The sequence below is a fragment of the Nonomuraea sp. CX421 genome (assembly GCF_059358955.1).
The window spans coordinates 90,871-103,417 of sequence record NZ_JCADBK010000006.1 but is presented as its reverse complement, the minus strand read 5'-3'; the positions used below and the strand labels follow the sequence as shown (position 1 = coordinate 103,417).

The 12,547-nt window shown below is 71.2% G+C and carries 11 protein-coding genes; 5 read left to right on the top strand and 6 right to left on the bottom strand.

Annotated elements, in window-relative coordinates; all coding sequences use genetic code 11:
• Positions 1–3: 3 nt before the first annotated feature.
• From AC5L3X_RS13650 to AC5L3X_RS13640, 3 genes are all read right to left on the bottom strand, one after another.
• Positions 4–2,352 (bottom strand): AAA family ATPase, encoded by a 2,349-nt coding sequence (locus tag AC5L3X_RS13650; RefSeq protein WP_494857302.1) that lies wholly within the window; start codon positions 2,350–2,352, stop codon positions 4–6.
• A 64-nt stretch (positions 2,353–2,416) separates the two neighbouring features.
• Positions 2,417–3,310: a haloalkane dehalogenase gene (locus tag AC5L3X_RS13645; protein ID WP_494857301.1), complete on the bottom strand. Its 894-nt coding sequence runs from the start codon at positions 3,308–3,310 to the stop codon at positions 2,417–2,419.
• 15 nt (positions 3,311–3,325) lie between these two features.
• A complete protein-coding gene (locus AC5L3X_RS13640) occupies positions 3,326–5,086 on the bottom strand; it encodes a tetratricopeptide repeat protein (RefSeq protein WP_494857300.1) in 1,761 nt (586 codons plus the stop codon).
• Between the two features lie 258 nt (positions 5,087–5,344).
• On the opposite strand from AC5L3X_RS13640, the gene AC5L3X_RS13635 reads away from it, so the two are divergent.
• The 3 genes from AC5L3X_RS13635 (at position 5,345) to AC5L3X_RS13625 (ending at position 8,651) form a co-directional block, all read left to right on the top strand.
• Entirely contained in the window at positions 5,345–6,874 is a 1,530-nt protein-coding gene (locus tag AC5L3X_RS13635; protein WP_494857299.1) for an MFS transporter, read from the top strand.
• 35 nt (positions 6,875–6,909) lie between these two features.
• The gene (locus AC5L3X_RS13630) at positions 6,910–7,698 is read left to right on the top strand and encodes a DoxX family protein (protein ID WP_494857298.1); all 789 of its coding nucleotides are present in this window, start codon (positions 6,910–6,912) and stop codon (positions 7,696–7,698) included.
• A 230-nt stretch (positions 7,699–7,928) separates the two neighbouring features.
• Entirely contained in the window at positions 7,929–8,651 is a 723-nt protein-coding gene (locus tag AC5L3X_RS13625) for an NPCBM/NEW2 domain-containing protein (RefSeq protein ID WP_494857297.1), read from the top strand.
• Positions 8,652–8,842: 191 nt separating this feature from the next.
• Here AC5L3X_RS13625 and sthA read toward each other — a convergent pair whose 3' ends face one another.
• Together sthA and AC5L3X_RS13615 are read right to left on the bottom strand one after the other, a co-directional pair.
• Positions 8,843–10,246, bottom strand: a complete 1,404-nt coding sequence (gene sthA / locus AC5L3X_RS13620) for a Si-specific NAD(P)(+) transhydrogenase (RefSeq protein ID WP_494857296.1) — start codon at positions 10,244–10,246, stop codon at positions 8,843–8,845.
• Positions 10,247–10,334: 88 nt separating this feature from the next.
• On the bottom strand, positions 10,335–10,586 hold the full coding sequence (locus AC5L3X_RS13615) for a metallothionein (protein WP_494857295.1): 252 nt from the start codon (positions 10,584–10,586) through the stop codon (positions 10,335–10,337).
• Positions 10,587–10,846: 260 nt separating this feature from the next.
• Between AC5L3X_RS13615 and AC5L3X_RS13610 the strand changes: the two genes are divergently transcribed.
• Together AC5L3X_RS13610 and AC5L3X_RS13605 are read left to right on the top strand one after the other, a co-directional pair.
• Positions 10,847–11,290 (top strand): carboxymuconolactone decarboxylase family protein, encoded by a 444-nt coding sequence (locus tag AC5L3X_RS13610; RefSeq protein WP_494857294.1) that lies wholly within the window; start codon positions 10,847–10,849, stop codon positions 11,288–11,290.
• 422 nt (positions 11,291–11,712) lie between these two features.
• A complete protein-coding gene (locus tag AC5L3X_RS13605) occupies positions 11,713–11,883 on the top strand; it encodes a hypothetical protein (protein ID WP_494857293.1) in 171 nt (56 codons plus the stop codon).
• Positions 11,884–11,913: 30 nt separating this feature from the next.
• Here AC5L3X_RS13605 and AC5L3X_RS13600 read toward each other — a convergent pair whose 3' ends face one another.
• The gene (locus tag AC5L3X_RS13600; protein ID WP_494857292.1) at positions 11,914–12,534 is read right to left on the bottom strand and encodes a pyridoxamine 5'-phosphate oxidase family protein; all 621 of its coding nucleotides are present in this window, start codon (positions 12,532–12,534) and stop codon (positions 11,914–11,916) included.
• Positions 12,535–12,547 lie beyond the last annotated feature (13 nt).

Genomic DNA, 12,547 nt, shown 5'->3' with positions numbered 1-12,547 from the left:
GGGTCAGCGCCCGGAAAGTTCGTCGATCGCGGTGCGGACGTCGTCGCTGGTGATCGTGGTCAGCTCGGCGGAGGTGGTGGCGCCGCCCTTGCCGGCCAGGGCCGCCAGCCGCACGTCACGGCGCATGGCCGCGCGCTCGAACAGCGACCGGGCGAACCGTCCGTTGCCCAGCCCGTCGATCAGCCGCTCGTCGCAGACCCAGGCGAACACCTCGTCCAGGTCGCGCAGCGCGTCGTCGTCGAACCGGTCCCCCGACTTGTCGGCGAGCAGCACCGCGATCTCCGACAGCTCGGCCGGCGAGTAGCTGGGGAAGGCCACCCGCTGGTTGAACCGGCTGGCCAGCCCGGGGTTGGTGGACAGGAACGCGTCCATCTCGCTCTGGTAGCCGGCCAGCACGATGACGAGCCGGTCACGGTCGTCCTCGGCCCGCTTGAGCAGCGTCTGGACGGCCTCGGCGCCGAAGGCGTCGCCGCCGGAGTAGCCGGGGTTGGTCAGGCTGTAGGCCTCGTCGACGAACAGCACCCCGCCGAGCGCCCGGTCGACCAGCTCGTTGGTCTTGATCGCCGTCGCGCCGAGGTGCTGGCCGACCAGGTCGGCCCGCTGCGCCTCCACCACGTCGGGCCGGGCCAGCAGGCCGAGCGCCGCGAAGACCCGGCCGAGAACCCTGGCCACGGTGGTCTTGCCGGTGCCGGGCGGCCCGACGAACACGAAATGACGCATCTGCGGCGGTGTGGGCAGCCCGCGCTCCTGCCGCATCCGCGCCACCTGCAGCTGCGCGGCGATGGCGTGCACCTGACGCTTGACCGGCGCCAGGCCGGCCATCCGGTCGAGGTCGGCCAGCGCCTCCTCCAGCGTGGGCGTGGCCTCGTAGCCGCGGAAGCGCGCGGTGAGCTCGTTGAACGCCTTGGTCACGTCGGGTGTGGTCGTGGTCACCAGGTCCTCGGTGGTCGGCGTGCCGCCCGCGCCCACCACCCGCACGTCGCGGGCCTGCGCGGCCGCCTCGACCAGGCTGCGGACGAACCTGGCGTTGCCCAGCTCGTCGACCAGCCCGCGCCGCTGCACGTCCTCGAACAGACCGAGCAGCGCCGTCCTGGCCTCGCCCGACATCGTGTCACCCCGCCGCCGCTGGAGCAGCGCGGTGATCTCGGCCAGCTCACCGGGCGAGTAGCTGGGAAAGCGCACCCGGGTGGCGAACCTGCTGGCCAGGCCCGGGTTGGAGCTGAGGAAGGAGGTCATCTCCTGCTCGTAGCCGGCCAGGATGATGATCAGTCGCTCGCGGTCGTCCTCGGCCCGTTTGAGCAGCGTCTGCACGGCCTCGGCGCCGAACCGGTCAGGCTGGCCGTCGGACGAGATGACCAGGCCGTAGGCCTCGTCGATGAACAGCACTCCGCCAAGCGCCCGGTCGACCAGCTCGTTGGTCTTGATCGCCGTCGCGCCGAGGAACTCGCCCACCAGGTCGGCCCGCTGCGCCTCCACCACGTCGGGCGTCTCCAACAGGCCGAACGCGTAGAAGATCTTCGCGACCGTACGGGCCACGCTGGTCTTGCCGGTGCCGGGCGGGCCGACGAAGACGAAGTGCCGGGTGGGCGGGCCGGCCGTGTAGCCCGCCTCGGCGCGCAGCCGTGACGCCTCGATGGACGCGGCTATCGAACGCACCTGCTCCTTGACCGGGGCCAGGCCGATCATGCTCTCCAGCTCGCTGAGCGCCTCCTCGACCGAGATGCTGGGCGGCTGGGGCGACCTGTCGGCGGGCGCCCCCGGCATGCCCTCGCGCACCCGGATGCGCAGCTGCTCCTGCTCCTGGCCGGTCAGCTCGGCCCGGGCCCGGCGGGCGAGCAGGAACCGGTAGAGCAGGGCCGCGGCCGCCACGCCGTACGCCACCCAGACCGCGATCGTCTCGGAGACCAGGGACAGGGCGGCGGCGAGCAGACCGGCCGGCAGAAGGGCGAGCAGGGCCGTCAGCCATGGCGTCACCCACCGGATCAGGTGGGCGGCGGCGGCGACCGGCAGCGCCAGCAGGGCGAGCAGCAGCGCCGAGCCCGCCGGGAAGAGCAGCCCCGACATGCCGATGGTCAGCACGACCCAGGCGCCCACCACGAGGGTGGTCGCGGCGGCCCTCGGGAAGCGCAGGGTGAGCGCGACGAAGGCGAGCGCCACCAGCGCGACGACGAAGGTCTGGGGCAGGTCCCAGCTCAGGGCCGCGCCGAGCCCGACCGCGCCGATCAGCGCGGAGACGTACATCACCCGCCGGACGGCCGGTGGAAGGCGGAAATAGCGCAGCCTCACCCGCTCGAACAGATCCCGGGCCGCGGCCCGCCCCGCGGCCTGGGCCGCCCTGTCGGACTCACGCATCACGCCTCCCCGGTCCGCCCCTGGTTATATCGCACCGGACCAACGATTGGGCGGACCTGACACGCTAGGTGACACTGACGAACGCGGCTACGTGGCGGCCGAGTTCGGCGCCCGCGTCCTCCTGGAGGAAGTGGCCCGCGCCGGCGATCACCGGGTGCTCGCGCCCGGCCGCGCCCGCCATCGTCCGCTTCATGATCGGGGCCATGCCGCCCGTGATCGGGTCCGAGTCGGAGAAGGCCACCAGGAAAGGGCGGTCGAGGGTGGTGAGCACCTGCCATCCCGCGCGGTTGGCGGCCGCCGCCGGATCGTCCGGGCTGATCGGCACGAGGCCGGGCAGAGCCTTGGGCCCCGCCTTGTACGACTCGTCGGGGAACGGCGCGTCGTAGGCCGCGAGCACCTCGGGTGAGAGCCTGGTCCTGCAGCCCGACTGCACGAACCTGGCGATGTCCAGGGCGGGCGAGTCGACCACCGTGTCCTTGAACCGGTGCCACACCTCCGGCATGGGGATGTCACCGGTCGGCAGGCCCGTGTTCGCGGCGACGATCCTGGCGATGCGATCCGGGTGCTCGGCGGCGATCCTGAGCCCGATCAGGCCGCCCCAGTCCTGGCCCACCATGGTGACGCCGGTCAGCTTCAGGGCGTCGAACAGCAGCGCCCGCGTCCACTCCACCTGCCGGGCGTAGGTGTGGTCGCCCACCTCGGCCGGCTTGTCGGAGCGGCCGAACCCGACCAGGTCGACCGCGATGCCGCGCAGCCCGGCCGCCGCCAGCTCCGGCATGACGTGCCGGTAGAGGAACGACCAGCTCGGCTCGCCGTGCAGCAGGACCACGGGCTCGCCAGCGGACGGCCCGTCCTCCACCCAGGCCATGCGCAGCCCGTCGACCTCGGCGTATCGCGGCTCGTAGGGGAAGTCGGGCAGATCGGCGAAACGTTCGTCGGGAGTGCGGAGGATTCGCATAGAACATGACTCTAGCTAGCGGCGCTGATGCCGCCCAGGGAACTCACCCATGAGCACCTGCTTGGGCGTGACACGCAGCAGGTCGCCGTCGGCCAGCGCGATGCCGCGCACCTCCGCCCAGAACCGGCGTTGCAGCGGGTCCGCCGCGAACACCGCCACCCGTGGGTCGGTGTCGATCGCCTCCCACGCCTCGGTCTCGGCGATCAGCCTGAGCTCGCCGGACGGCCCGACCGTCGCCACCGCGCCGACCACCCGGGGTCCCAGGGAGTCGCCGTAGGTCAGCACGACGTTCCTGGCGTACGCGAACGCCTGGCGTATCTCGGGGGTCAGCTCCACGGACGGTTCGGCGCCGACGGGCAGATCGCACATGATCAGGGACGCGCGCCAGGGGCCGGGCGCGCCCCGCCACCACGCGCGCACGGCTCGCAGCGCGAACACGATCGCCACCGCACCCAGCGCGCCCAGGCCCGCCCGCCAGCCCCACGCGGAGCCCAGCGTCCCGCCCGCCGCGCAGGCCGCCGCCGCGAGCGCGACCAGGGCCGTCGCCGCCGCCAGCCACTTGTCCTCCCGATATCCGGCCCGGCGGTAGGAACCGACCAGCGGGTACGGCACCGCCACGGCGAGCAGCGCCGCCCGCGGCTCCACGGCCAGCGCGCCGAGCACCAGCGGCACCAGCACCGACCAGGTGCGACCGAGCACGATCCACAGCGCCACCCCGGCGTTCCGCCTGGCCGTCCGCTCGCCCGCGGCGCGGATGAACTCTGTCAGGGCCTGGATCGGCCGGCCGCGCCAGGTCTCGGCCAGCGCGCGCAGGGCGGCGAGCATCGGCCAGCCCAGCACCGCGATGGCCGCCAGACCGACCCATACCGGGTCGAACGACGACGGCACCCCCGGCACCGTGGCCAGGCCCAGCCAGGCGGCGAACGCGACCACCGACACCGCCGCCGACACCACGGCGGTGCCCAGCCAGGGGTCACGGCCGAGCATGCCCGGCACGTACGGCCAGACCTTGATCCGGCGGGCCTGCCCGAGAGTGAGCGGAACCAGCAGCACCAGCACCGCGAACCCGGCCAGCTTGGCCTCGGCCCCACGGTCGAAGCCGAGGGCGGCCACCGCGACCGTGAGCGTGGCCAGCGCCACCAGGAGGCGGGCCTGACGCGACCACACCTCCAGCGCGCGTCTGGCCCGGCCCGTCTCGCGCGGCTCGATCGGCCAGGCGGGATCGTGATGGGCGCGGGGGCGGTCCCAGCGCAGCAGTGTGAGGCCCAGGTTGACGCGGGCCTGCGGGTGTCCGGGGTCGAGGTCGAGTGCGGCCCGGTAGGCGGCCGCGGCGCGGGAGTGCTCGGCGCGCAGCAGGGCCAGATCGCCGTCGAGGACGTACGGGCCGGGCCGCTCGGGGGCGAAGCGGCGGGCCAGGGCCACCTGGTCGAGGGCCTCGTCCCAGTGGCCGGGCAGCCGGCGCAGAACCGCCGCCAGCCGTACCCGGGCCGGCCAGGAGCCGAGGGCCAGGCGCACCGCCTCCCGGGCGGGCGGGAGCGCGTCGGCGTCGCGGCCGAGTCGTTCGAAGGCGAGGCTGCTCAGGCGATGGGCCCATTCGCTGAACGGGTCGAGATCGGCCGCCCGGTGGGCGGCGGTCAGGGCGTCTTCGGGGCGTCCCGCGTCGAGGCGGGTGACGGCCTCGCGGCACCAGTCACGCGAGGATCCGCCGGAGTTGTCGTCGCCTTTGTCGTCGTCGCTGTGGTCAGGGCGGTACTGATCGCCTGGGCCGGTACCCACTCTGTCCATGATCGGCTGGTCAGCGAAGGTTGGATAGGTGCCGACATATGGCTGTATCTCTCTAGAGAGGTGCCGGCGGGACGCTCGATGCGTCCATACCGCTATACCAAGGGCATGGCATGGCTTAAGCTGCCACGCAGGCCGGAGCGGAGGAGCTCGGGAGGAGGGAGCCGGTCGCCCGCCCACGAGTTCCGACGCGGGCCGTGACCACCAGCACGTGCGGGCCCGTAGTGACCGGATCGGCCTGCGAGGAGGCCCATGACCGTCACACAGGCCGCGCCCGTCGCACGGCGCGCGGTTCAGCGACAGCACGACAATCGCTGGTCCATCCTCCTGGTCCTCTGTCTGAGCCTGCTCCTGATCACGGTCGACGCGACCGTGCTGCACATCGCGGTGCCCGCGCTGACCGCGGCGCTGGAGCCGTCGGCGGTGCAGCTGCTCTGGATCATCGACGTCTACTCGCTGGTCGTGGCGCCGTTGCTGATCATGTTCGGCGCCCTCGGCGACCGTTACGGGCGTAAGCGGCTGGTGCTGGCGGGGTTCGTGCTGTTCGGCGTCGCCTCGGCCGCCGCCGCCTTCTCCCCCACGGCGCTGGCGCTGATCGTGTTCAGGGCGCTGCTCGGCGTCGGCGGCGCGATGATCATGCCGGCCACGCTCTCCCTGATCCGCCAGGTCTTCACCGACCGGCGCGAGCGGGCCATCGCGCTGGGCGTCTGGAGCGCGGTCGCCGCCGCCGGCGCCGCGATCGGGCCGCTGGTCGGCGGGCTGCTCGTGGGCATCTGGTGGGGCGCCGTCTTCCTGGTCAACGTGCCCATCCTGCTCGTGCTGCTGCCCGTCGCCGCCCGGCTGCTGCCCGAGTCACGCAAGCGGGCCGACCGGCCGTGGGACGGCCTGAGCGCGGCGCTGTCGGTGTTCGGCATCCTGGCGCTGGCGTTCGGGCTGAAGGAGGCCGGGTCGGGCAGCCTGATGCCGTTCGGCGCCGCCTTCTCGATCTTCCTGGGCGGCGTGGCGCTGCTCGTGTGGTTCGTCCGGCGGCAGACCCGGCTGGCCTCGCCGCTGCTGGAGGTCCGCCTGTTCCGCGACCGAGAGTTCAGCACCGGCGTGACCGGGGTGCTGCTGGGTGTGTTCGCCCTGGTGGGGCTGCAGCTGATGCTGGCGCAGTATCTCCAGCTCGTGCTCGGCGACAGCCCCGTGCGCGCCGCGCTCAGGATGCTGCCGCTGGTCGTCTCGGCCGTCGTCGGCGGCCTGGCCGCCGCCCACTTCCTGCCCAGGATCGGCCTGCGGGCCACCATGAGCGGCGGGCTCGGGCTCGTCGCGGTCGCGCTGACCCCGACGCTGACCTGGGGCGTCGAGGGCCATCCGGTGATGCTCGCGGTCTGCTTCGTGGGCATCGGCTTCGGCGTGCAGGTCTCCCTCCTGGCCGCCTCCGACACGATCATGTCCGCGGTGCCCGAGTCCCACGCGGGAGGCGCGGCCGCCATCGAGGAGACCGCCTACGAGCTGGGCGCCGGCCTGGGCGTCGCGGTGCTCGGCACCATCACCACCATCGCGTACGCGCCCGCGCTCACCGCCGTGCCCGGCGTGCCCGCCGGTGGCATGGACCAGGCCAGGCAGTCACTCGCCGGAGCCGCCCACGTAGCGCACGAGATCGGCGGCAGCGCGGGCGACGCGCTGCTCCACACCGCCCGATGGGCCTTCGTCAACGCCCTGCACACGACCGTCGTCGTGAGCGTCGTCCTCCTCAGCCTGACCGCCATCGCCGTGGCCATGCTGCTCCGCCGTGATTGAGGTGTGTGATGTCCCGATTAGGGCAGGCATCAACCGTGAGACAAGCCCTCCGTGATCTTGCCGCGTTAGTCGCCCGCATAGGTGTGGGCGGCATCTTCTTCGCCAACGGCTGGAACAAGCTGGAAATCGGCCTGAAGGCCACCGGAGAGGAGTTCGCGCGACAAGGAGCGCCCGCGCCGGGCGCCTGGGCCACCGTGACCATGCTCACCGAGCTGATCGGCGGCGCCCTGCTGATCGCCGGGCTGGCCGTGTCGGTCGTCGGACTGACCCTGTTCGCCGAGGCGCTGGCGGTGTTCCTGATCGCTCCGCCACTCAATCCGATCACGCTGAACGAGATCATCCTGCTGGGCGCTGCCGCGCTGCTGCTCGCCGTGGTGGGCGCCGGGCGGATCTCGGTCGACCACATGGTGGTGATCCGGCGCAGGGAGTCGGCCGCGGCCAGCGAGTTCGCCGCCGATTCGGAGGCCGACCAGGTCATCGCCTCGCTCCGCGAGCCGGATGGCCCCCCGCCCCCGACGGCGACCAAGCCGGCACGACCGCCGGGTGGCACCTCGTCCGGGAGCAAACCGACCGGGAGCAGGCCGTCCGGCGGCAAGGCGTCCACCGTCTCGTCGAAGCCCGACGACGCCGACGGCACCACCGCCGAGACCGCCAAGACCGAGGGCGCCAAGCTGGAGGACACGGCGCCGCATCCCCGGCCGCGCCGTACGGGTGACGCCGCACCGTCCGAGGAGCCCACCGCCTCGGCGTCGCCGGGCGACACGCTGGTGGCGGGCCGCAAGAAGCCACCGGCCCGCGGTCGCCGCACCCCCGCCGACGACTGACCGGGAATGCGCTGTCAGCGCCTGGACTGGTTATGCGAAATTAATGGCATAAATCCGATTTAACCGAAACCCCCAGGTGAAGCGGCTGAAACGAAGTTGATTGCGCCGCGATGACGATGGCGGGATTCGCCTGCGCAATGCCTGTTCCGCGCATTAAATTCGCGCCCACGAAAAGGTCCTGGAAATCGCACGGGACCCGGCGCGGAAAAGGCAGAGCGAAAGGCCACCTGATGGCACGGAACACCTCGGCGGGCAGCGCCGCCGGCCAGGGACACGAGATCCGGGTCGCCCGGATCAGCGCGCGCGGCACGATCCTGTCCGCGCTGATCACGGGAGTGGCGACCGTGGTCGTGGCGGTGATAGGGGTGCGCTTCGCGCCGACCGGGATCTCCCAGGCGATCGCCCCCAACGCCGCCGTCACGCACACGGCGACCGCGACCACGACGGTGACCGCGACGCCGCCGAGCACCCCCGTCACCCCGGCCGACACGACCGGTCCGGCCAACGGCGTCGCTCTCACCACGTCCAACGCCGTGTCACACGAGAACTGTTACGTGTCGGGCGACGGCTCGAATTCCTGGTACGACAAGTCGGTCTCGCTCGACAGCAGCGGCGCCCAGCTACCCGCGCTCACCTGCCGGATCAACTGGACCGGCGCCGCGACGGGCCACGTCGACTACCTGGTCCCGGCGAGCGCGCGCGAGTTCGCCGCCCAGGCCGGCATCGACCGGCTGTCGCCCAACACCACGGCGCAGGTGCGCTTCGAGGTGCTCGCGGTGGACGGCTCGAAGCTCGCCTCCGCCACGGCCACGTACCAGAACCCGCAGCCGATCAGGGTGGCGGTCACCGGAGGCACCCGCATCCGGCTGAAGGTCACCATGGTCCGCAGCACCGAAGAGGTCACCACGGACGACTTCGTCCGCGTCGCCTGGGCCTCACCGGCTTTCGCTTGACGCGCTCCCCGGCCTGAAGGCCGGGGGTTCAGTCCGTGCCGTGTCTGCGGAAAGCAGTTGGAACGAGTCCGCCATCACCCGGCGATCTCAGCCACCACCAGGAACAACAGGGCCGAGGCCAGGAACGGCCCAGAGCGCCTCCTCGCACAGCCGGGCCAGACTGCGGCCGATGCCCGCCCGCCGCCTCCGGGTCAGAGTTCGAAGCGGGCGACGCGCCGCAGTTTGTTCATCGCGTCCAGCGCCGCCACCTTGTACGACTCGGCCAGCGTCGGATAGTTGAACACCGCGTCCACGAGATAGTCGATCGTCCCCCCGCACCCCATCACCGCCTGCCCGATGTGCAGGAGTTCGGTCGCCCCCGTGCCGAACACGTGCACCCCCAGCAGCGACCGGTCCTCGGGTGAGACCAGCAACTTCAGCATGCCGTACGTGTCACCGATGATCTGCCCCCGTGCCAGCTCCCGATAGCGCGAGACGCCCACCTCGAACGGCACCTGCGACGCGGTCAGCTCGTCCTCGGTGCGTCCGATGAACGAGATCTCCGGGATCGTATAGATCCCGATCGGCTGCAGATGATGGATCCCCGGCAACGGCTCGTCACACGCGTGATGCGCCGCGATCCGCCCCTGCTCCATGGACGTCGCGGCCAGCGACGGGAACCCGATCACATCGCCCACCGCGTAGATGTGCGGCACCTCCGTACGGTAGTGCCCGTCCACCGGAATCCGGCCCCGGGCGTCGGCCGTCAGCCCCGCCACCTCCAGGCACAGCTCGTCCGTCATCCCGTGCCGCCCCGCCGAGTACATCACCGTCTCGGCCGGGATCTTCTTGCCGCTCTCCAGTAACGTCAGCGCGCCCCGCGTGCGCCGCTCCACCGCCGCCACCGTCTCGCCGAACCGGAACGTCACCGCCAGATCCCGCAGGTGGTACTTCAGCGCCTCCACGATCTCCAGATCGCAGAAGTCCAGCATCCGCTCGCGCCGCTCCACCACCGTCACCTTGGTGCCCAGCGCCGCGAACATCGACGCGTACTCGATCCCGATCACCCCGGCGCCCACCACGACCAGCGAGTCCGGCACGGCCCGCAGATGCAGGATCCCGTCGGAGTCGATGATCGTCTGCTCGTCGAACTCCACCGACGCCGGCCGCGCCGGCCGTGTCCCCGTCGCCACAATGATCTTGTCCGCTGTGACCTTGACCCCGCGCCCCGCCTCGTCGACCACGTCCAGCGTGTGCGCGTCGACGAACCGGGCCGACCCCATGAGCACCGTCACATGGTTACGGGCCAGCTGGGAGCGGATCACGTCGATCTCACGGCCGATCACGTGCTGGGTCCGGATCCCCAGATCACCCACCGTGATCTCGTCCTTGACCCGGTAGCTCTGGCCGTACATCTCGCGCTGGTTGAGGCCGGTCAGGTAGAGGACGGCCTCGCGCAGGGTCTTGGAGGGGATGGTGCCCGTATTGATGCACACGCCGCCGATCATGTTGCGGCGCTCGACGACGGCGACCCGCTTCTCCAGCTTGGCCGCCGCGATGGCCGCCTTCTGTCCGCCGGGCCCGGAACCTATGACAACCACCTCGAAGTCGGCCACGTCCTCCAGTCTGGGCACTGCGCACGATCAGGAGAAGCCCTCCGTGCCCATCGCTTCGGTGCGCCGGGCGGAACCGGGCGAGGAGTCTCTAGGCGGACGTCCCCGCCATGACCCGGTCGACGATCCCGGCGGTGCCCTCCTGGCGGGCGCAGTGGGCGCCGCAGTACCAGTGATCGCCGGACTGGGCGCCGTGGCCGATGACCCGGGTGCCGCAGTGCTCGCAGATCGGCGCCATGGTCTGGATGGCACACTGGAAGGAGTCGAAGACGTGCACCGCTCCCTGGGCGTGCACTTCGAAGGACATGTCGTAGTCGTTGCCACATGCCTCGCAGATGGCCATGATGATCCCCTTTGTCCGGTCGCTTCGCCGACCAGATACCCGGTTTCCGGGTGCGCTTTCCTCAAGGGACCTCAAGGGACGTCCATATTCGGGCCGGGTTCGCCCGATCCGACGCGACCGGCCGGCCAGGGGTCGCCGAGCCGCCACGGGTCTCCATCGATCAATGCCATGCGCAGCTGGCTTCGACGCACGGACAAAGTGTCACATTCGCCGGTCCCATCCCGTCTTGTCCCTGTAACCACGACACGATGGAGGTAGTCATGTCCCAGCGGATCAATGTGGCCGAGCTGGCGCCCGAGGCGTACCGGTCGTTCGTCGCCGTCGAGGGCTTCCTGCTGCGCAGCGGTCTGCCGCACAGCACGATCGAGCTCGTCAAGCTGCGCGTCAGCCAGATCAACGGCTGCGGCTTCTGCGTCGACATGCACAGCCGTGACCTGAAGAAGGCCGGTGAGAGCGACGAGCGGCTCTGGTCGGTGGCCGCCTGGCGGGAGGCGCCCTACTACACCCCGGCCGAGCGGGCGGCGCTCGCGCTGGCCGAGGAGGCCACCCGGCTGGCCGACCGCGAGGCCGTGCCCGACGAGGTCTGGCGGCAGGCGGCCGAGCACTACGACGAGACGGGGCTCGCGACGCTGGTCGTGGCGATCGCCATGATCAACGCCTGGAACCGGATCGGCGTCGCCACCCGCCTCGCGCCCGCCGGCTGAGCCGGGCCAGGCCGTAACGGGCGCGCGCCCGTTACGGCCCGGGGAGCGCGGGTCGTGATTCGGACGGCTCCCGGGCGGGAACGGCTGATGATTCGGGACGGCACCGGACGCGTACGGCGAGACCGTAGAAATGCGTGGAGCCGCGTCCCGGACCCGGACTAGGTTGGCTGCAAGTGCTCACCAACTCCCCGGCAACCGGCGGGGCGCACAGTGGGCCCCAGGCCGAGACACCGAGAGGGGGCAGACCATGAGACGCGTGAGGATCGTCAAGCCGACGGCGAAGCGGCGTCCGGACCGCGACACGGGCCTGGACCTGCGGTCCCCATCGGGCCGACGGCTTCCCTACTGAATCACTCCTTACACAGAACTTACCCGGGTATCTGTAGATAACATAGGTAACAAGAACATCACGGGGGGCTCACATGAAGAGGCTCGTGGCAGTGCCGCCACACGTGTCCAGGCACAAGGTCCGCGACATCCGCACCGACGACCGCCACAAGCCGGTTCCCCCCGATCCCAAGATCGTTGACCTGCGCGCCTACAGCGGCCGCAACGTGATCCGCTTCCCCGACGGCCCGCCTCCCGCGGCCTGACCTCCGAGCCCCGGCTGTGACGGCCGGGGCTCAGCCGTACAACCGCTTGGCGTAGGTCTCGCCGTAGTAGTCCTCGAGCTCTTCGAGGGTTTCGTCCACCTTCTGCACGTCCTTGACCAGTTGCGCGTGCGAGGGCAGCCGGTCGGGCTCCCAGCGGTCGGGCTTCCAGAGCGACGAACGCAGAAACGCCTTGGCACAGTGGAAGAAGATCTGCTCGATCTCCACGACGATCGCCAGGTCCGGGCGGTGTCCCTTGACGATCAACTCGTCGAAGAACGGCGCCTCCCGGACGAGCCGGGCACGGCCGTTGACGCGGAGGGTCTCGTTGCGGCCGGGGATCAGGAAGATCAGGCCGATGTGCGGGTTGCGCAGGATGTTGCGGAATCCGTCGGCCCTGCGGTTGCCCGGGCGGTCGGGGATGGCGATCGTGGTGTCGTCGATGACGTGGGCGAACCCTGCCGGGTCGCCCTTCGGCGAGACGTCGCAGTTGCCCTCCGCGTCGGAGGTGGCGATCAGGCAGAACGGCGAGGCGGCCAGCCATTGCCTGTCGCGCTCGTGCAGGCGGACGCGCTCCTTGGTCGCCGAGCGCGCCTTCACCTCTCCCAGCAGATCCCGCAGTTCGGCCTCGGACCCGATCTCCACCCAGCTCATACGCGCTCCTTTC